18 protein-coding genes are annotated in these 19,310 nt (G+C 71.8%); 5 read left to right on the top strand and 13 right to left on the bottom strand.

Annotation, left to right across the window (positions count from 1 at the left end):
• Positions 1-12: 12 nt before the first annotated feature.
• The 3 genes from ACFYXB_RS10405 to ACFYXB_RS10395 form a co-directional block, all read right to left on the bottom strand.
• Entirely contained in the window at positions 13-1,605 is a 1,593-nt protein-coding gene (locus tag ACFYXB_RS10405) for an alkaline phosphatase D family protein (protein WP_389579977.1), read from the bottom strand.
• 191 nt (positions 1,606-1,796) lie between these two features.
• Positions 1,797-2,015, bottom strand: a complete 219-nt coding sequence (locus ACFYXB_RS10400; protein WP_389579975.1) for a hypothetical protein — start codon at positions 2,013-2,015, stop codon at positions 1,797-1,799.
• Between the two features lie 133 nt (positions 2,016-2,148).
• Positions 2,149-2,979 carry an alpha/beta fold hydrolase gene (locus ACFYXB_RS10395; RefSeq protein WP_389579973.1) on the bottom strand — a complete coding sequence of 277 codons (831 nt, stop codon included), beginning with the start codon at positions 2,977-2,979 and terminating at the stop codon, positions 2,149-2,151.
• Between the two features lie 248 nt (positions 2,980-3,227).
• On the opposite strand from ACFYXB_RS10395, the gene sigJ reads away from it, so the two are divergent.
• Together sigJ and ACFYXB_RS10385 are read left to right on the top strand one after the other, a co-directional pair.
• The gene (sigJ, locus tag ACFYXB_RS10390) at positions 3,228-4,115 is read left to right on the top strand and encodes an RNA polymerase sigma factor SigJ (protein WP_389579971.1); all 888 of its coding nucleotides are present in this window, start codon (positions 3,228-3,230) and stop codon (positions 4,113-4,115) included.
• 241 nt (positions 4,116-4,356) lie between these two features.
• A complete protein-coding gene (locus ACFYXB_RS10385; protein ID WP_389579968.1) occupies positions 4,357-5,118 on the top strand; it encodes a GntR family transcriptional regulator in 762 nt (253 codons plus the stop codon).
• Positions 5,119-5,258: 140 nt separating this feature from the next.
• Here the strand turns inward: ACFYXB_RS10385 and ACFYXB_RS10380 are convergent, their stop codons facing one another.
• The 3 genes from ACFYXB_RS10380 to ACFYXB_RS10370 form a co-directional block, all read right to left on the bottom strand.
• The gene (locus ACFYXB_RS10380; protein ID WP_351357705.1) at positions 5,259-6,416 is read right to left on the bottom strand and encodes an ROK family transcriptional regulator; all 1,158 of its coding nucleotides are present in this window, start codon (positions 6,414-6,416) and stop codon (positions 5,259-5,261) included.
• Between the two features lie 101 nt (positions 6,417-6,517).
• Positions 6,518-7,183 carry a response regulator transcription factor gene (locus ACFYXB_RS10375; protein WP_351357708.1) on the bottom strand — a complete coding sequence of 222 codons (666 nt, stop codon included), beginning with the start codon at positions 7,181-7,183 and terminating at the stop codon, positions 6,518-6,520.
• Positions 7,184-7,197: 14 nt separating this feature from the next.
• Entirely contained in the window at positions 7,198-8,352 is a 1,155-nt protein-coding gene (locus ACFYXB_RS10370; RefSeq protein ID WP_389579964.1) for a sensor histidine kinase, read from the bottom strand.
• Positions 8,353-8,460: 108 nt separating this feature from the next.
• On the opposite strand from ACFYXB_RS10370, the gene ACFYXB_RS10365 reads away from it, so the two are divergent.
• From ACFYXB_RS10365 to ACFYXB_RS10355, 3 genes are read left to right on the top strand one after another with little or no spacing between them, the layout of a single operon-like run.
• Complete coding sequence (locus ACFYXB_RS10365; protein ID WP_389579961.1) at positions 8,461-9,381, top strand: ABC transporter ATP-binding protein; 921 nt, start codon at positions 8,461-8,463, stop codon at positions 9,379-9,381.
• A 2-nt stretch (positions 9,382-9,383) separates the two neighbouring features.
• Positions 9,384-10,094, top strand: coding sequence for an ABC transporter permease (locus ACFYXB_RS10360; protein WP_351357717.1), 711 nt, complete (start codon positions 9,384-9,386; stop codon positions 10,092-10,094).
• A gap of 42 nt (positions 10,095-10,136) precedes the next feature.
• Positions 10,137-10,580: a hypothetical protein gene (locus ACFYXB_RS10355; RefSeq protein ID WP_388502186.1), complete on the top strand. Its 444-nt coding sequence runs from the start codon at positions 10,137-10,139 to the stop codon at positions 10,578-10,580.
• Between the two features lie 4 nt (positions 10,581-10,584).
• Here ACFYXB_RS10355 and mug read toward each other — a convergent pair whose 3' ends face one another.
• The 7 genes from mug to ACFYXB_RS10320 all read right to left on the bottom strand — a co-directional run bounded on the left by mug (position 10,585) and on the right by ACFYXB_RS10320 (position 19,308).
• Entirely contained in the window at positions 10,585-11,130 is a 546-nt protein-coding gene (gene mug / locus ACFYXB_RS10350) for a G/U mismatch-specific DNA glycosylase (RefSeq protein WP_389580263.1), read from the bottom strand.
• The gene (gene purB, locus ACFYXB_RS10345; protein WP_389579957.1) at positions 11,127-12,569 is read right to left on the bottom strand and encodes an adenylosuccinate lyase; all 1,443 of its coding nucleotides are present in this window, start codon (positions 12,567-12,569) and stop codon (positions 11,127-11,129) included. Before purB ends, mug begins: the two co-directional genes overlap by 4 nt.
• Before the next feature lie 117 nt (positions 12,570-12,686).
• Positions 12,687-13,469, bottom strand: a complete 783-nt coding sequence (locus tag ACFYXB_RS10340; RefSeq protein WP_351352411.1) for an SGNH/GDSL hydrolase family protein — start codon at positions 13,467-13,469, stop codon at positions 12,687-12,689.
• Between the two features lie 240 nt (positions 13,470-13,709).
• Positions 13,710-14,723, bottom strand: a complete 1,014-nt coding sequence (locus tag ACFYXB_RS10335; RefSeq protein WP_389579953.1) for a hemolysin family protein — start codon at positions 14,721-14,723, stop codon at positions 13,710-13,712.
• Entirely contained in the window at positions 14,720-16,063 is a 1,344-nt protein-coding gene (locus ACFYXB_RS10330) for a hemolysin family protein (RefSeq protein WP_389579951.1), read from the bottom strand. The genes ACFYXB_RS10335 and ACFYXB_RS10330 overlap by 4 nt, the downstream gene beginning before the upstream one ends.
• A 151-nt stretch (positions 16,064-16,214) precedes the next feature.
• Positions 16,215-16,640 (bottom strand): GNAT family N-acetyltransferase, encoded by a 426-nt coding sequence (locus ACFYXB_RS10325; RefSeq protein WP_351352420.1) that lies wholly within the window; start codon positions 16,638-16,640, stop codon positions 16,215-16,217.
• A 100-nt stretch (positions 16,641-16,740) separates the two neighbouring features.
• On the bottom strand, positions 16,741-19,308 hold the full coding sequence (locus ACFYXB_RS10320) for an ABC transporter permease (protein WP_389579947.1): 2,568 nt from the start codon (positions 19,306-19,308) through the stop codon (positions 16,741-16,743).
• Positions 19,309-19,310: the final 2 nt, after the last annotated feature.

The following is a 19,310-nucleotide window of genomic DNA, read 5'->3' as shown; positions in this document are numbered from 1 at the left end:
CTCCCGCCGCGCCTACTGGCCGACCCGGCCCGGCTGCAGCGTCTGGGTGAACAGTACGGTGCCGTCCTGCTCGCGCAGACGCACCGTCAGTTCCCCGCTGTCGCCGTCGATGTCGACCTCGCCGAAGAACTGGTAACCCTCGGCGGGCGAGACGTTCGACGCGGTCGGCGCCTTCACGAACACCCGTTCCGGACCGAACGTGCCGTCGAGCGCGCTGGCCGGGAAGGCACCGGCGTTCAGCGGGCCGGAGACGAACTCCCAGAACGGCTCGAAGTCGGTGAACTTCGCCCGCGACGGCTGGTAGTGCTGGGCCGACGTGTGGTGCACGTCGGCCGTCAGCCACAGCGTGCCGGTGATCCGCCGGTGCTTGATGAACCGCAGCAGCTCCGCGATCTGCAGCTCACGGCCCAACGGCGCACCCGGGTCGCCCTGCGCCACGGCCTCGATGTTCGGCTTGCCCTCCGTGGTGTCCGGCACGACCAGGCCGAGCGGCATGTCCGCGGCGATCACCTTCCACACCGCACGCGACCGGGACAGCTCCCGCTTGAGCCACTCCAGCTGCTCGGCGCCGAGGATGCCCTGCGGGTCCACCGTCTGGTCGTCGGGGGAGTTGGCGTTGCGGTAGGTCCGCATGTCCAGGAGGAACACGTCGAGCAGCGGGCCCTGGTGCATGACACGCTGGACGCGACCATCCTTGGCACCCGGCCGCAGCGTCGAGATCGGGAAGTACTCGCTGAACGCCCGCCGGGCGCGCGCCGCGAGGACGTCCACGCTCTTCTCGGTGTAACGCGTGTCGGAGGCGGCGATCACCTCGCCCGGGTACCAGTTGTTGCGCACCTCGTGGTCGTCCCACTGGATGATCGAGGGGACCTGGGCGTTGAACCGCTTGAGGTTCTCGTCGAGCAGGTTGTAGCGGAAGGCGCCGCGGAACTCGGCGAGGGTCTCGGCGACCTTCGACTTCTCCGCGGTGGTGACGTTCCGGTACAGGCTGCCGTCGGGCAGCGCCTGCGTCGACGCGATCGGGCCGTCGGCGTAGATGTTGTCGCCGCTGCACAGGAAGAAGTCGGGGTCGAGCTTCGCCATCGCGTCGTAGATCCGGAAGCCGCCGATGTCGGGGTTGATGCCCCAGCCCTGGCCCGCCAGGTCGCCGGACCACAGGAACTTCACGCCCTTGCGCCGACTCGGCGAGACGGTGCGGAAGGTGCCGGCCACCGGCTCGCCGGTACGGCGCGGGTCGTCCGGGTCGGTGAGCAGCACGCGGTAGTGGATCTGCTCGCCGGACGGCAGCCCGTGCAGCCGGGTGGTGCCGGTGAAGTCGGTGTCGGCGTCCAGCAGCGGCCCCTGCCATCTGTGCGGGTGCCGGAACGACTCGGTGGCCGACGTCTCCGTCTCCACGATCATCCGGGCAGGACGGTCCGAGCGCACCCAGATCAGGCCCGAGTCGGTGGTCACGTCGCCCGCCTGCACGCCCCAGCCCGCCTCGGGACGCCCGGACAGGGCGAACGCCGGAGCCGAGCCGAGAGCGGTGGGCAGGGAGAGGGCCGCCGATGCGGCGAGGGAGCCGCGCAGGACGCTGCGGCGGCCGGGAAACGGACGGTGTGACATAAATGCGCCTCCGGGGTCAGGAACCGGCCAGTGTGCACTGCCACAACTACTGGGGCGCCGCAGCGCACATGGAAATCGCAAGTGAACAACTGGCCGAGGACACAAGGGAACCGGCGGACGAACCAGGCGCCACCCGCCGGGCCCGTCACCCCGCAACTGCCCTGGCGGTCACCGCGCGAGTGTCCCGGCCGTCACCCCGCGACCGCCTCGGCCATGAGCCGTACCCCGGCCCGGATCCGCGCCGACGTCAGATGCGCGTACCCCAGGACCGGACGCACCCCGAAACCGTCGGAACACGCGTGCGTGCAGGCGCGGCAGGCGGCGGGCGTCGCCGTCGTCGGGTTCGTGTGCTGGTACATGGGCATGCAGCCGATCGGTGCGGAGCGGGCCACGCTCTTGTCCGGGCTCATTCCCGTGGCCGCCGCCTGCACCGCCCCGTTCGCCGGAACCGGCTCCTACGGCCTTCCGCAGGCTGTGGGCAGTGCGCTGGTCGGCGCCGGAGTCGCCCTCGGAGCAGGCGCGTTGAGCGGGATCGCGCGCCCGTCAGTGGCTGCCGTCCAGGATGACGCGCGCGACCAGCGCCGGGTCGTCGTTCATCGGGCAGTGCCCGCAGCCGGGCAGTCGCACCAGCCTGGCCTTGGGGATGATCTGCTTGGCGCGGACGCCCTGACGGCGCACGAGCAGCATGTCCCGGGTGCCCCAGCCCACGGTGACCGGGATCCCCGGCAGGTCGTCGGTGAAGCGCACGGAGGCGCCAGACCGCAGGGTCGCGTCGAACCCGGTGGCCCGCGCCAGGGCGAGGGTCTCGGCGACCACGGCCTCGGGTGAACGCCGCGCGGGCCGGGCGTAGATCGTGCTCGTCAGGGCGGTGCGGCCGGCCGCGGTCCGCGCGAGTCGCTCGACCAGCGGCACCGGCAGCCGCTGGGAGATCTGCCGCATCGCGATCAGGACACCGAACGCGTAGCGCCGCTCCGCCTCGGACCAGAAACCGGCGGGGGAGAGGGCGGTGACGGACCGTGCGCGCCGCTCACGGCCCAGTTCCAGGGCCAGCAGTCCGCCCAGTGAGTTGCCCGCTACATGCGGGCGGTCCAGCTCCAGCGCCTCGAACAGGGCGCCGAGCACGGTGTTCGTCGTGGGCAGGTCGTAGGCCATGCCGTCCGGCAGCGCCGGGGACGCGCCGAAACCGGGCAGATCCACGGCGATCACCTCACGTTCGGCCGCGAGGATGTCCACCACCGGGTCCCACGCCTGCCGGTGGTGCCCTATGCCGTGCAGCAGGACCAGCGGCTCGCCCTCGCCCACGCGCGCGTAGGCGACGCTCACGCCCTGCGGGCCGCGTTGGGTGGGGACCTTGAAGGAGATGGAGGCGGACATGGGGTACTCCTCGTGCGGGGTCTGACGGACGGACGCCATAGACACCTTGTCAGCAATTACTACCGACGGGTAGCCCCTGGCTGTAGGTCGTCCCGCCGCTCGGCCCGTCGCGCACCCGTCGCCGTAGGCTCGTCAACGCGCCCTGCGCAGCACAAGGTTGAGACCGATCGCCGACCGTTCCCCCCGGCGGGGCCGGCACGGTTCGAATTCGTCTGGACAGCGCCGGACGCGTCGGCTGGGATGGAGTCGTGATCTCCGACACCGCCACCGACGTCTTCGAAGAGCACCGTCCCGTCCTCATGGGCGTCGCGTACCGCATGCTCGGACGCGTCGCCGACGCCGAGGACGTGGTCCAGGACGCATGGCTGCGCTGGTCCGGCGCCGACCGGACAGAGGTGCGCGAACCGCGCGCCTACCTGGTGCGCGTCACCACCAGGCTGGCCATCGACCGGCTGCGCCAGATCCGGGCGCGGGCCGAGGCGTACGTCGGCCCGTGGCTTCCCGAGCCGTACGTCACCGACTTCGCCGACACCGTCCCCGACACCGCCGAGCGCGCGGTGCTCGCCGATTCCGTCTCCTTCGCCGTCCTCGTGGTCCTGGAGTCGCTGTCGCCGCTGGAGCGCGCCGTGTTCGTCCTCAGGGAGGCCTTCGGCCACCCCTACGCGGAGATCGCGGCCGTACTCGACCGCGAGGAGGCGGCGGTGCGCCAACTCGCCGCACGGGCCAGGCGGCACGTCGACGAGCGTCGGCCGCGCTACGAGGTCGACCCGGCCCAGCGCCGGGACCTGACCGAACGGTTCCTCGCCGCGGCGGCCGGGGGCAACCTCGAAGGGCTGATGGCGCTCCTCGCCCCGGACGTCCGGCTGGTGGGCGACAGCGGCGGCAAGGCCAAGGCGCCGCTGCGGATCCTGGAGAGCGCGGACAAGGTGGGCCGCTTCGTCATCGGCGCCGCGGGCAAGGGCGCGTCCGAGGCGTTGTCCTTCCGCTTCCTCGAGGTCAACGGCGGCCTCGCGGTGCTGGTGCTGTTCGGGGACAAAACCGACAGCGTCTTCCAGCTGGACGTCGTCGACGGTCTTGTCCACGCGGTGTACATCGTGCGCAATCCCGACAAGCTGCACTCCCTGTCGACCGGATGACTCCGGCCTGTCACCAAAGCCCCCGTCCTGCGACGGGGGCTTTGCCGTGATGTCACGAAGATGGCCCCGCGAGAACGCCTCATGAACGCTCCGCGGCCGGGGGTCCCCGCGTTGCGCAGGAGATCGAGGATTGGTCTTGACCAAGGGTGGGGGGCGTCCTATGGTCGCAGATAAGTGCAACAACCTTTAATAAACAAGGGCGCTAAAACGCCGCCGGATCACGGCGATTGCGGAGGACAGGGTGGGGACCACGCAGCTGGAATCGGTGCCGGAACCGAAGTACTGGCATCTCAGGACCGTGCTCAGTGAGGCACTGGACTCCGAGTTCTCGGTCGGCGAGATCCTGCCCAACGAGCGCGACCTCGCCGCCCGCTTCGGCGTGGCCCGCGCCACGCTCCGCCAGGCCCTCGAACAGCTCGAACTGGAAGGCCGGCTGCAGCGTCGGCGCGGGGTCGGTACGACCGTCGCCCCGCCGCGCGTGGGCGTCGCCGTAGGCACCGAACAGCACGCCTGGCCGGGCGCCCCCGGTGACGCCTGGCAGCCGCTCGACTGCACGGAGGCCGCGCCGCCCTCGGCCGTCGTCGCCGCCCTGGAGACAAGCGCCGACGACGCCGTGCACATCGTGCGCCGCTCCCGGGTCTCCCACGGCCAGCCGGTCGCCGCCGAACTGCTCTACATCCCGGCGTCCTCGGTGCCCGAGCTGTCGGGCATAGACGCGCCGTCCGGCCCCGCACGCGCGCGTGCCGTGCTGCGCGAGCTGCAGCGCCTGGACCTCGAGGGTCAGGACCGTGCGGTGGAGCTGGGCTCGGCCCGCGCGGACGACGCCAAGGAACTCGACCGGCTCCCCGGGTCACCCGTCCTCGTCGTCACCACCCGCTTCTTCGCCGGCGGGCGGACCGCGGCCCTCTCCGTCGGCACGTACCGCGCCGACACCTGTCGGCTCACCTTCGCCGACTCGGGCGGCGTGGAGATCCACCACGGCCCCGAACGCCAGGCCTCGTAACGCGATCAAGACAGGTCGGTCCCGCACCGGCCTGCGGGGAACCACACCCGCTCGCCGGACACCTCACCCGCCGCGCCCCGGAACTCCACCGGGGCGCGACACGTTCCCCGGACAGTCGGGCGGACCACATGCCGCCGAGTTCAGCGGCGTGCCGTCACCGTCCCGTCCACCGCGAAGAGCTGCTCCTCCACGTGGTCGAGGGCCAGGCGCAGGGCGCCGGTGGCGACAGCGGCCTCGCCGAGGAGGGACAGCGTTACCCTGGGCGGACGCAGACAGTAACGTGCGAGTTCGCGGCGCAGCGGCTCCAGGACGCCGTCCAGACCGGCTGCCCAGCCCCCGATGACGACCAGCTCCGGATCCAGCGCCAGAGCGAGCGCGGCGACGTCGTGGACCAGCCGCTGGATGAACCGCTCGACCGCGGCACGGGCCCGCTGGTCGCCCTTGCGTGCCAGCGCGAACACCTGGGCGACCGCCTGCTCGTCCAGCGGGTGCAGCGGCTCGTCCGTGGTGGACAGCAGCGTCTCCGGGGTGACATCCCGGCCCAGCAGATGCAGCGCGCCGATTTCCCCGGCCGCCCCGCCGTACCCGCGGTGAAGCCGCCCGCCGATCAGCGAACCGGCGCCGGGGCTCAGCCCGGCCAGCACGAACACCACGTCGTCCGAGTCGATCGCGGCGCCCTTCCAGTGCTCGGCGACGGCTGCCGCGTTGGCGTCGTTCTCCACCAGCACCGGGCACTTGAAGGAACGGCTCAGTCGCTCGCCGAGCCGCAGGCCCGTCCACTGGGGCAGTGCGGTGCCCAGCCGCACGGTGCCGTCGGCCTCGACGATCCCAGGCGTGCCGACCCCCACCGCCCGCAGCGAGCCGCGCGCCACCCCGGCCCGCCGCAGCAGCTCGGCGACCGCCCCGCGCAACCGCTCCAGGCGCTCGTCGGCGTCGGCCGTCTCGTCGACCTCTTTGGCCTGGGCGCCCAGCACCCGGCCGTCCAGGTCGGACAGGAGCGCGGCGACCCGATGTGCCCCGATCTCCAGGCCCAGCAGATGCCCGGCCTCGGCCCGGAACCGGAACCGCCGTGCGGGCCGCCCCTGACGCCGTGTGGCTCCTTCGTCGGCGGCCTTCTCCACGACGAGGCCGCCTTCGATGAGCCCTTCGACGACACCTTCGACGGTCGGCCGGGACAACCCGGTCACCCGAGTGATCTCCGTGAGCGTCGCGCAGTCCGTGGCACGCAGCGCGTGCAGCACCACCGCGGAATTGATCCTTCGCAGCAGCGAGGGATCGCCGCCGGTCAGCCCCGCCAACGTCCGTCCTCCCAGCTCGTGCGCGTGTGGGGCGGATCGTACTCGGCGCAGCGGACCCCGGCGAGTGTCGGGCACCCCCGCACCCGTACGACAGCACCGGATCAGCCCGGAGCCACGAACCCCGACTCGTACGCCGCGATCACCGCCTGCGTACGGTCCCGCGCCCCGAGCTTCGCCAGTACGGCGCTCACATGGGACTTGACCGTCTCCGTCCCCACCACCAGCCGCCCGGCGATCTCCGCGTTCGACAGCCCCCGCGCCATCAGGCGCAGCACCTCGGCCTCCCGTTCGGTCAGCCGGGCCCGCTCCAGCGCGGCGCGTGCGGCCCGGTTGCCGCCGCCCTCCGTGCCGTACTGGGCGGCCAGTTGCCGCACCGAGGCCGGGAACAGCAGCGACTCGCCCTCGGCGACCAGCCGCACGGCGTGCACGATCTCGGCGGGCCGGGCGCGTTTCAGCAGGAACCCGTCGGCACCCGCCCGCAGGGCCTCGTACACGTACTCGTCGTTCTCGAACGTGGTCACCACCAGAATCTTCGGCGGATCGTCCACGGTACGCAGCACCGCGCGCGTGGCCTCGATGCCGTCCAGCAACGGCATGCGTACGTCCATCGCGACCACGTCGGGCCGCAGTTGCCGCACCAGCGGGATCACCGCGGCCCCGTCCGCCGCCTCGCCGACGACCTCGATGTCGGGCTGCGCTTCGAGCACGGCCCGCAGACCCGCGCGGACCAGAGGTTCGTCGTCGACGAGGAGAACGGTGACCGGCATCCGGCCAGCGTAGATCAGCGGAGCGGCAGTTCGACGTGCACCTGCCAGTCGCCCTCGTCGGGCCCGGTGTGCGCGCGGCCCCCAAGTAGGGCCGCGCGCTCGCGTATCCCGCGCAGACCACTGCCCCGGCCAAGTCCGGGCGGCGCCGTGAACGGATTGCGCACCTCAAGGCCGAGCGTGCCGTTCGCGACCGTGACCCGCACCCGCACCGGCACGGATCCCGCGTGGCGCAGCACATTGGTGAGCGCTTCCTGAAGGATGCGATAACCCTCCCGGGAGACCGGCCCCGGCACCGTCTCCACCGGCCCGGAGACCTCCGCGTCGACCTTGGCGCCGGAGGCACGCGCCGACTCCAGGAGCCGGTCGGCGTCGGTCAGCGTGGGTCTGCCGCTCACCGGACGCTCCGACTCGCGCAGCACGCCCAGCACCCGCTCCAGGTCCTCCAGGGCGGCCCGGCCGGTCTCCTCGATCGCACCCAAAGCCCGGTCGGTGAATTCCGGGTCGCCGGCAGCCCGTGCCGCGCCCGCCTGCACCACCGCCACCGTCAGCGCGTGACCTATGGAGTCGTGCAGCTCCCGGGCGATACGCGTGCGCTCCAGGAGTTGTTCGGTGCGCTCCTCCAGGGCGGACAGGCGCTCGGCGGAGGACGGCCCCAGCAGCCGCCGCGCCAGGGCCGTCACCAGCTCACCGAGGCCGACGACCACGCCGCAGAGCAGGAGGAGGGGGAGCGGCACCAGGAACACCTGGGTCCAGTGCGGCTCCAGGGCGTGCAGCACCGGGTCGTCAAGGGTCCGGTGCCCGGCGGCGGATCTGGCGAGGTCGTACGTCAGGAGTGGCATCCACACTGTCGCGAACGTCACCGGCACCGCCAGGACCATCCGCGTCTCCAGCCACAGCACCGTGCGCAGCCGGTCCCGCCAAGTCGCAGATGGCGTCACCGAGATGCCCGATTCCTCCTCCTTGCCGGGGGTGAGCAGAAGCCGGGCCTGCACGCCCTCGCTCATCCGCACGGCCGGGACGAGGCCCAGCGGAACGAGTACGAGCGCGGGCACCCACGGGGTCGACATGTCGACGAACAACCACACGCTGACGATCAGCATGGGCACCCACAGGTGCAGCACACGCGTGTATGTCGTCCCCCGCAGCAGCGGGCGCATGAACCGGGCCATTCCGACATGGTGACAGCCACCACTGACAACGGGCCTCCCCCGGGCGGGGGAGACGATCGCCCCCGGCGGGGGAGGCGCCAACACCCCACGAGCGGCAAGGGTGTTGCCATGACCAGCATCGACGTCCGAGACCTCACCAAGGCCTACGGCTCCCGGCGGGCCGTGGACCGACTCACCTTCAGCGTCCTGCCCGGCCGGGTGACCGGCTTCCTCGGTCCCAACGGCGCCGGGAAGTCCACCACCATGCGGCTCGTCCTGGGCCTCGACCGGCCGACGTCCGGAACCGCCACGATCGGTGGCCGCCCCTACGCCGCACTCCGTGAACCCCTGCACCAGGTGGGCGCCCTGCTCGACGTGCAGGCCGCGCACGGCGCCCGTACCGGGCGCGACCATCTGCGGGCCCTCGCGGTGAGCAACCGCGTCGCGCCGGCTCGCGTCGACGCGGTCCTGGAGGAGACCGGGCTCGCGCCCGCGGCACGGCGGCGCGTGAAGACGTACTCCCTGGGCATGCGCCAGCGCCTCGGCATCGCCGCCGCCCTGCTCGGCGATCCCGAGGTGGTCCTCCTCGACGAGCCTGCCAACGGCCTCGACCCCGAAGGCATCGTCTGGATCCGCGAGTTGCTTCGCCGGCTGGCCGCCGAGGGCCGTACGATCCTGGTCTCCAGCCACCTCATGAACGAGACCGCGGTCTTCGCCGACCACCTCGTGGTCCTCGGCCGCGGCCGGCTGCTCGCCGACACCCCGGTCCAGGACTTCATCCACGCACGCGTGCAGCCCAGCGTCCGAGTCCGCACGACCGACGGCACCGCACTCGGCGCGCTGCTCTCCCGCCACGGCTACGACGCCGCTGCGCAGGGAGACGACGCGTGGACGGTGCGCCACGCACGCGTGGACGACATCGGCCGGCTCATGTGCGAGGCGGACCTGCCGGTACTGGAACTCACCACGGAGGAAGGCACCTTGGAGCAGGCCTACCTCGATCTGACAGCGGGCGAGACCGAGTTCACCGCACAGCCCCAGGAGGCCTGACCATGTCCTTCCAGCCCGTCCTCCACGCCGAGTGGATCAAGATCCGTACGCTGCGCTCGCTCGTCGGCAGCCTGTGCGCGGTGCTGCTCGCGACGGCCGCATTCTCGGCGCTGGCCTCGGCCGACTCCGACGACTTCGACCCCCTGTTCTCGGCGTTCTTCGGCGTCAACTTCGGGCAGATCGCCGCGATCGCGTTCGGCGCGACGGCCGTCTCGTCCGAGTTCCAGGGCGGCGCGCTGCGGCTGACACTGGCCGCGGTGCCCGACCGCGGCCGGTGGTTCGCGGCCAAGGTCGCCGCGATCGGCCTGCCCGCGCTGGCTGTCGGACTGCTGACCGGGTGCGTGACGGCGCTGGTGGGCACGACCGCGCTCGGGTCGGCCGGGCCGACGGGGGCCGAGGCGGTGCGCGGCGCGTTGGGCTGCGGTGTCTATCTCGCGCTGATGGCCCTGTTCGCGGCGGGACTCGCGGCCGTGCTGCGCAGTGGCGTGGCGACGCTGAGCATCCTGATCCCGTTCCTGCTGATCGTCTCCTTCGTGATCGGTGACCTGTCCGGCAACGTGGCCGACTTCCTGCCCGACCGGGCGGGCCAAGTCGTGCTCCACAGCGACTGGGACGGCACCCTGGGCCCGTGGACCGGCCTGGCGGTGACCGCGCTGTGGACGGCGGCGGCGCTGCTCGCGGGGGCGTGGAGCGTGCGCCGACGGGACGCCTGACATCCCGCGACTTTGTCAGTGGTGCACGCTTTACTGGATCACATGGACATCGCGAAGGCCCTCGCCCTGATCGACCTGCTGTGCGCACGGGAGTTCCCGGCGGCGTACAGCAGGACGGAGCACGGTGAGAGCGGGCCCGGCTACCACATAGCCGCCTTACAGACGAGCGGCGAGTTCTGGGAGGGCGACGGCACCGAGCGGGAGGAGACGGCGGCGCAGTACGAGGCGGACCGCGACGGCCTGGGCGAACGGCTCACCGAACGGTGGGGGCCGCCGCAGTACTTCAGCCTCGCCGGCGTCTTCGACCGGACGACGGAGGGCGAGGACATCGACGAGCCGTGGGCGAGGCTCAGCGGGCACGTGCCGGACCTTCAGCTGTGGTCGGAGCCCGCCTCGGGCCGGTGGGTCGCCCTCGGGGTGTCACAGTGGGACAAGGAGCTGCCCTTCCAGTTCCTCGGCGTCGTCACGGAGATCGACCCGCCGTGACCGCCTATCGCCCTGCGGTCACCCGCAGCCGGGTGAACTCCTCCGCCATCGTCGCCGCCGTCCAATGCGCGTTCAGCCCACTGGGGTTGGGCAGCACCCATACGCGCGTGTCCCCGATCACCCGCTCCTGCGGCCCCACTTGGGCCTTGCGGTCTCCGAACGCGGCCCGATAGGCGGTCACCCCGACCACGGCCAGCCAACTCGGCCGCAGTCGCGTCACCTTGGCGGCCAGCAGCCGCCCACCCTCGACGTACTCCGCGGAAGACAACTCGTCGGCCCGTGCCGTCGGCCGTGCGACCACGTTCGTGATGCCGAGCCCGTACGACAGCAACTCGCCCTGTTCCACGGGCTTCATGAGCCTCGGTGTGAACCCGGACAGATGCAGCACCGGCCAGAAGCGGTTGCCCGGCCGGGCGAAGTGATGGCCCGTCGCCGCCGTCATCAGGCCGGGGTTGATACCGCAGAACAGCACACGAAGGCCGTCCGCGATCACGTCCGGGACGAGACGGTCGCGGGCGGCCTCGAGGTCCGCCTGGGTGAAGCGGGTCAGAGGATCGCTCCCGGGGTGTAACCCGCGGCTTCCGGGTGCTGCTTGACGATGTCCTCGATCCGGCCGACGACCACGCGGACCTGGTCGGCCGCGGCGCCGGTGAAGGACAGCTTGTCGGCCATCAGCTCGGCCAGCTGCGCACGGTCGAGCGGGAGACGCTCGTCGGCGGCGAGCTTGTCGAGGAGGTCGTTGCGCTCGGCGCCCTGTTCGCGCATCGCGAGCGCGGTGGCGACGGCGTTCTCCTTGATGGCCTCGTGGGCGACCTCGCGGCCGACACCGGCCCGCACCGCGCCCATCAGCACCTTGGTCGTGGCGAGGAACGGCAGGTAGCGGTCCAGCTCGCGCGCGATGACCGCGGGGAACGCGCCGAACTCGTCGAGGACGGTCAGGAACGTCTCCAGCAGTCCGTCGAGGGCGAAGAACGCGTCGGGGAGAGCGACCCGGCGCACCACGGAGCAGGACACGTCGCCCTCGTTCCACTGGTCGCCCGCCAGCTCACCGGTCATCGAGGCGTAACCGCGCAGGATCACCATCAGGCCGTTGACGCGCTCGCAGGAGCGCGTGTTCATCTTGTGCGGCATCGCCGAGGAGCCGACCTGGCCGGGCTTGAACCCCTCGGTGACCAGCTCGTGCCCGGCCATCAGCCGGATCGTCTTGGCCAGCGAGGACGGCGCCGCCGCCAGCTGCACCAGCGCGGTCACCACCTCATAGTCCAGCGAGCGCGGGTAGACCTGGCCGACCGAGGTGAACGCCTGCGAGAAGCCGAGGTGCCGCGCGATCCGGTGCTCCAGTTCGGCGAGCTTCGCGGCGTCGCCGCCGAGCAGGTCCAGCATGTCCTGCGCCGTACCGACCGGGCCCTTGATGCCGCGCAGCGGGTAGTGGCCGAGCAGGTCCTCGAGACGGCCGTACGCCACGAGAAGCTCGTCGGCGGCGGTCGCGAAGCGCTTGCCGAGGGTGGTGGCCTGCGCGGCGACGTTGTGGGAGCGGCCGGCCATGACGAGCTCGGCGTACTCACCGGCCAGCTTGCCCAGCCGGGCCAGAACCGCCACCGTACGGTCGCGCATCAGCTCCAGCGAGAGCCGGATCTGCAGCTGCTCGACGTTCTCGGTCAGGTCGCGCGAGGTCATGCCCTTGTGCACCTGCTCATGCCCGGCGAGGGCGTTGAACTCCTCGATCCGCGCCTTCACATCGTGCCGCGTGACCTTCTCGCGTTCGGCGATGGAGGCCAGGTCGACCTGGTCGACGACACGCTCGTAATCGGCGATCGCCGCGTCCGGCACCTCGATACCGAGGTCCTTCTGGGCCCGCAGCACGGCGAGCCAGAGCTGCCGCTCCAGCTTCACCTTCTGCTCGGGCGACCAGAGCGTGGCGAGCTCGGCGGAGGCGTAGCGTCCGGCGAGGACGTTCGGGATGCGGGGCTTGGCGGGCGCAGAAGTCACGTAGACGGATTCTACTGGCGATTCGTGCAGGCCAGCGCCACGGGCGCATTCGGCGGAACCTACGAGACGTGCGTCACGCCGTCGTCGGCGGCCAGTACGGCGGCCGTGGACCGCTCGCTACGCCGCCGGGCCTTCGTAGGGCAGCAGCTCCGGGCGCTTGGACGGACGGCCGTCCCCGGACGAGCGGCCGGTCAGCCGACGTCCGATCCAGGGCAGCAGGTGCTCCTTGGCGAACCGCGCGTCCGCCACCCGCTGCGTCAGCCAGCCGGGCGGCACGGTGGCGGGCATGGGCGTGCGCCATTCCGGGTCCTCGGCCTCATAGCCGAGCGTCTGCCAGACCGCCTCGGCGACCCGGCGATGGCCCTCCGCCGTCAGGTGCAGCCGGTCCACGTCCCACAGGCGCGGGTCGCCGAGGGACGGCGCCCCGTACAGGTCGACCACGACTGCCCCGTGCCGCTCGGCCAGCTCGTCGACGCAGGTGAACAGCTCCTCCATGCGCGGCCGGAACCGCTCCAGGACCGGGCCCTGACGACCGGGGCTGCGCATCAGCACCAACTGCTTGCAGGACGGGGCCAGGCGCTCCACCGCCTCGGTGAGCAGTCCCCGTACCCGCCCCATGTCGCACTTGGGCCGCAGGGTGTCGTTCAGCCCGCCCACCAGCGTGATCACGTCGGGGTTCATGGCGGCCGCCACGTCGACCTGCTCGTCGACGATCTGCTGGATGAGCTTGCCGCGCACTGCGAGGTTGGCGTACCGGAACCCGGGCGTGCGGGCGGCCATCCGCGCCGCGAGGAGATCGGCCCAGCCCCGGTAGGAACCGTCGGGCAACAGGTCCGACATGCCTTCGGTGAAAGAGTCGCCTACCGCGACCAGGCTGGTGTGTATGGGATTCGTCTGCATGGCGACAGAGATGGTATCCCGCGTCCATACCCGCCGGTCGGTCGGCCTCTGTTGCGGAGCGAGGGGGCACCCCGGGTCGCGCCGCGGCCCGGGGTGAGGGACGTTGGCTGGTCGCGTCTGTCCTGGTGCGAGGATGCTTGGCGGGTTGCCGGCCCGCCCCGGAGCGGAGGAACACAGCCGGTCGCCCCCGCCCGGCAGCGGGCGCGGCCGGCCAGTCGCCTCACCCTCGTCGGACGCCGCTCACGCGTGCTGGCCGAACAGCTCCCGTAGTACGTCCTCCATCGTCACCACCCCGGCCAGCCGCCCGTCGGCTCCGAGAACGGCTGCCAGATGCGTGCGGCTGCCCCGCATCGCGGTGAGGACGTCGTCCAGCGGTGTGCTCTCCCGCACGCGCGCGATGGGCCGCATGTCCCGCAGCCGGAACGGCATGTCCCGGGGCGAGGCGTCCAGCGCGTCCTTGACGTGCAGATAGCCGACGATCCGGAGGGACTCGTCGACCACCGGGAAGCGGGAGAACCCCGACTCCGCCGACAGCCGCTCCAACTGCTCCGGAGTGACGCCCACGCGCGCGTACACCGCCCGTTCCAACGGGACCACCACGTCCTGCACCGGCCGGCGGCCCAGCTCCAACGCATCGTGCAGCCGCTCCTGAGCCCGGTCGTCGATCAGGCCCGCCTTGCCGGCATCCCGCACGATCTGCGCCAGCTCCGCGTCCGAGAACGTCGCCGAGACCTCGCCCCTCACCTCGACCCGTAGCAGCTTGAGCAGCGCGTTCGCGAAGGCGTTGACCGTGAAGATCACCGGGCGCAGCGCCCGGGACAGCGCGACCAGAGGCGGTCCGAGCAGCAGCGCGCTGCGCACCGGCTCGGCGAGCGTGATGTTCTTCGGCACCATCTCGCCGAGCAGCATGTGCAGATAGGTGGCCAGCGCCAGCGCGATCACGAAGGACACGGCGTGACCCGCACTCGTGGACACGCCCACCGCGTGGAACACCGGCTCCAGCAGATGCGCGATCGCGGGTTCCGCGACCACACCCAGCACCAGCGTGCACAGCGTGATGCCGAGTTGGGCGGCAGCCAGCAGCGCGGACACGTGCTTGAGACCCCACAGCACGCTCTTCGCGCGCCGGTCGCCCTCTTCGGCGTACGGCTCGATCTGGGAGCGGCGCACCGAGATCAGGGCGAACTCCGCGCCGACGAAGAAGGCGTTGACGACCAGCGTCGCCAGGCCGATCAGCAGCTGTACGGCGGTCACTTCACGTCCTCCCCATGGCCGGCGGCCTCCTCGCGGTCGAGAGGCGCGTGCAGCAGCACACGCGCCGCCCGGCGTCCGGACGCGTCCACCACGTCGAGGCGCCAGCCGGCGACCTCGACGCTGTCCCCGACCGCGGGGATCCGGCCCAGCTCGGTCGCGACCAGCCCGGCCAGCGTCTCGTACGGCCCCTCGGGCGCCCTCAGCCCCACGCGCGCGAGCTGGTCCGTGCGGGCGGCGCCGTCCGCCGAGTACAGCGCCCGGCCCTCCTCGTCGGCGCCGGCCGGGGCGAGGTCGGGCGTCTCGTGAGGGTCGTGCTCGTCCCGTACCTCACCGACGACCTCCTCGACGATGTCCTCCAGGGTCGCGACGCCCGCCGTACCGCCGTACTCGTCGATGACGACGGCCATCGTGCGCTTGCCGCCGAGCCGGTCCAGCAGCCGGTCCACGGTCAGGGACTCGGGCACCAGCAGCGGCTCGCGCATCACCTGCGCGACGTTGGTGCGGGGCCGGTCCTCGGCGTGCACGGCCAGGATGTCCTTGATGTGGGCGATCCCGGCCACCGAGTCGAGGCTGCCGCGGTAGACCGGGAACCGGGACAGCCCGGTCGCCCGGGTCGCGTTGGCCACGTCCTCGCAGGTCGCCTGGACATCCAGGGCGACAACCTGGACGCGTGGCGTCATCACGTTCTCCGCGGTGAGGTCGGCGAGGTTCAGCGTCCGTACGAACAGTTCGGCGGTGTCCGCCTCCAGGGCGCCCTCCCGGGCGGAGTGGCGGGCCAGCGCCGCCAGCTCCTGCGGGCCGCGCGCGGAGGCCAGCTCCTCGGCGGGCTCCACTCCGAACCGTCGCACCACGCGGTTCGCGGTGTTGTTGAGGTGCGTGATGAAGGGCCGGAAGGCGGCGCTGAACCAACGCTGCGGACTGCCCACCCGTTTGGCCACGGCCAGGGGCGAGGAGATCGCCCAGTTCTTGGGCACCAGCTCGCCGACGACCATCAGGAACACCGTGGACAGGGCCGTGCCGATGACGAGCGCGATCGAACTCGCCGCGGAGGACGAGAGGCCGAGCGACGTCAGCGGGCCCGCGATGAGCCGGGCGATGGACGGCTCGGAGAGCATGCCGACCACCAGGTTGGTGACGGTGATGCCGAGCTGCGCCCCGGACAGCTGGAACGTCAGGCTCCGTACGGCCTTGAGGGCACCCGGCGCGCCGCGCTCGCCGCGTGCGGCGGCCCGCTCCAGCTCGCCGCGCTCCACCGTGGTCAGCGAGAACTCGGCGGCGACGAAGGCACCGCAGGTGATGGAGAGCAGGATCGCCACGAGCAGGAGGAGCACTTCGGTCATCGGGTCACCCCCGTTCCATGATCGGGCAGGGCAGGGAGGAACGCGCGATGTCGCGGACCGGGGGGCTCGCCCATGGGCGGACGCTCACACCTTTCATCGGGAGACCGAAGGAAATCGAACGCCTCCCATAGTAAAGGACAGGCAAAAACGTCTAGTCGGTGAGTGGCTTCACCCAGCGCCGCCAGTGCTCCTCGGGAACGTACCCGGCCGCCCGCCAGGCATGCTGCGCCCGCGCGTTGCGGACCAGCACCATCGCGTCGCCGCGCCGCCCGCCGAGGCGTACGAACCGTTCCTCGGCGGCGGCCAGCAGCACCGAGGCGATGCCCTGCCGCCGCCGCTGCGGGTGCACCGCGAGCCGGTACAGATGGCAGCGCCAGCCGTCGAAGCCCGCGATCACCGTGCCGGCCAGCTCCCCGTCCAGCTCGGCCAGGATCAGCGCCTCGGGATCGCGTGTGACCAGCCGCTCCACGCCGTCCCGGTCGTCGCTGATGCTGGTGCCCTCTGCGGCGGTCTTCCAGAAGTCCAAGACGGTGTCGAGATCCTCGGGCCCGGCGGGCCGTATGCGCAGTTCAGTCATGAGCGAGAGCCCATCACGGCCGCCGTGGCCTGGCCCGGAATTCCGGCATGCGGACGGCGAATACTTCAGTGCGACTTCGTGAGTACCGGCCGCGATTGCCTCACTCGTGCGCGATCGCCGCCAGCACATTCATGCGGGACGCACGCAGCGCCGGCAGCAGCGCCGCCACGATGCCCACGACCGCCGAGCCGATCACGACCGCGACGATCGTGCCCCACGGGATCGCGAGCGCCGTCATGCCCTGCAGCGCGAGCACCTGCTGGGTGCACACGCCCCACACCAGGCCCAGCGCCAGCCCCAGGACCGCGCCGAACACCGCGATCACCACCGACTCAAGCCGGATCATCCGCCGCAGTTGCCGCCGGGCGAGCCCGATCGCGCGCAGCAGCCCGATCTCGCGCGTGCGCTCCACAACCGACAGGGCAAGCGTGTTCACCACGCCGAGTACCGCGATGACGATCGCCAGCCCGAGCAGGGCGTACACGAGATAGAGCAGCACCGCGATCTGGTCGTGGACCAGTTTCTTGTAGTCGGCCTGGTCGCGCACCTGCACCTGTGGATACGCGTCGAGGGTCTTCTCCAGGCTCGAGCGCAGCTGGTCGGCGCCGGTGCCGGACGCCCTGTTGACGTACAGCGAGGAGTCCTGGCCGCCGGGGACGTACTTCTCGACCGTCGCGATCCCGAAGAAGAGCCCACCCTGCATGCCGAACCCGTCGCCGCCGCCCTGGTCGGCGAGGGCGCCGACCGTCATCTCGGCGCTCCGGCCGCCCGGGAACTCGACCGGGACCGTGCTGCCCAGGCGCACGCCGTGGTCCTTCGCGAAGCCCGCGTCCATGCCCAGGCGGCCGTCCGCGAGCGCCGCCGACGTGTCACCGGCCTTGTAGGTGATGTGGGCGACGTCGTCGACCTGCGGGTCGTACCCGGCGGCGGTCGTCTCGATCCGCTTGCCGTCGGGCAGCCGTACGGCCACGGGCGCGAACCGCTGCCGTACCACCAGGCCCACGCCGTCCGTGGCGCGCACCTTGTCGGTGATCTCCCGGGTGAACGGCAGGAAGTTGCCGTTCTGGATCACGAAGTCGGCACCCAGTGTCTTGTCGATCTGCTGGTCGAAGGACTTGGACATGGAGGCGCTCGCCACCGACATCCCGCCGACCAGGGCCAGGCCCACCATGAGTGCGGCCGCGGTGGCGCCCGTGCGGCGCGGGTTGCGCAGGGCGTTGCGCTGGCTCATCCGGCCGATCGAGCCGAACAGCGCGGGGAAGGCTCCGCCGAGGACGCGGATGACGGGCCGGACCAGCAGCGGGCCGGCGATCACCGTGGCGATGAGTGTGAGCACGACGCCGAGGCCCAGCAGCGAGGCCGCCGAGGATGTCTTCGTCGCCAGCGCGCAGCCGGCCAGCGCGGCCGCGCCCGCCGCGCCCACGATCGATCCGACGATCGCCCGTCCCCTGAGGGGCCGCCCCACACCGGCGATCTCGGCGTCCGCGAGCGCCGCCATGGGGGAGACGGTCGCCGCGCGCCGGGCCGGGAGGTACGCCGCGACGAAGGTGACGCCCACGCCCACGACGTACGACGCGACGGGCGTCGGCCACCCGATGACCATCTCGGTGGCCTTGAGGTTCATGCCGAACGAGCTCATCAGCCGGATCAGCCCGAACGCCAGCCCGATCCCGGCCGCCAGGCCGAGCGTCGAGCCGACCACGCCGAGCAGCACGGCTTCCGTCAGCACGGATCGCCGCACCTGCCGCCGGTCCGCGCCCAGGGCGCGCAGCAGACCCAGTTCACGCGTGCGCTGCGCGATCAGCATGGAGAACGTGTTGACGATCAGGAACACACCGACCAGCACCGCGATGCCGGCGAAACCGAGCATCACGTACTTGATGACGTCGAGGAAGCCGCCGAGGTCCGCGGCGTCCGACTTGGCCTGCTCGTCGGCGGTCTTGAGGTCGTACGGGCCGGTGCCGATCGCCTCGCCGACACGGGCCTTCAGCGCCGCGTCGCTCACACCCGGCGCGGCGTCCACCGAGATGCTGGTGGCCCGGTCCGCGGAGCCGAGCAGCTTCTCGGCGGCGACGGCGGGGTCCAGGAAGACGAGGGCCGCGCCCGGGTTGGTGGTGGTGAACGTGGCGATGCCGACGATCTCCACCCGGAACGTGCCGGGCTGCGCCTGCACCGTCAGCGTGTCGCCGATCCGGATGTGCTTCTTGTCGGCGGTGTCGGCGTCCAGCAGCGCCTCGCCCGCGCCGTGCGGGGCGTGGCCGGAGGTCAGCTTCACCGGGCTGCGGTCGGTGACGTACCAGGAGGTGGCGATGGTCGGGGCGCCGGTCGTCGGGCCGACGGACTTGTTGTCGCTGTCGACGACCACGATGTTCTCGACGGACACGTCCGCGTGGGTCTCCGCGACCCCGTCGACCCGGGCGGCCTGGTCCCTGAGCGAGGCGGGGACCGTCTGGACCGCGCCCGTCGGCACGGACGACTTGAGGTCCTGCTTCGCCTCCACCGTCACATCGGCGGCGGTGGAGGCGAAGAGCCGGTCGAAGGTGCGGCTGACCGTGTCGGAGAAGATCAGGCTGCCCGCGACGAACGCCACGGACAGGACGACGGCCAGCGCGGACAGCATCAGCCGCCCCTTGTGGGCGAGGAAGCTCCGCAGAGTCGCCTTCAGCACGG

Origin of the sequence: Streptomyces sp. NPDC002619, from assembly GCF_042889305.1 — a bacterium.
Lineage (GTDB): Bacteria > Actinomycetota > Actinomycetes > Streptomycetales > Streptomycetaceae > Streptomyces.
Note: the sequence above shows the minus strand (reverse complement) of the source record. Positions and strands in the feature narration are given on the sequence as shown.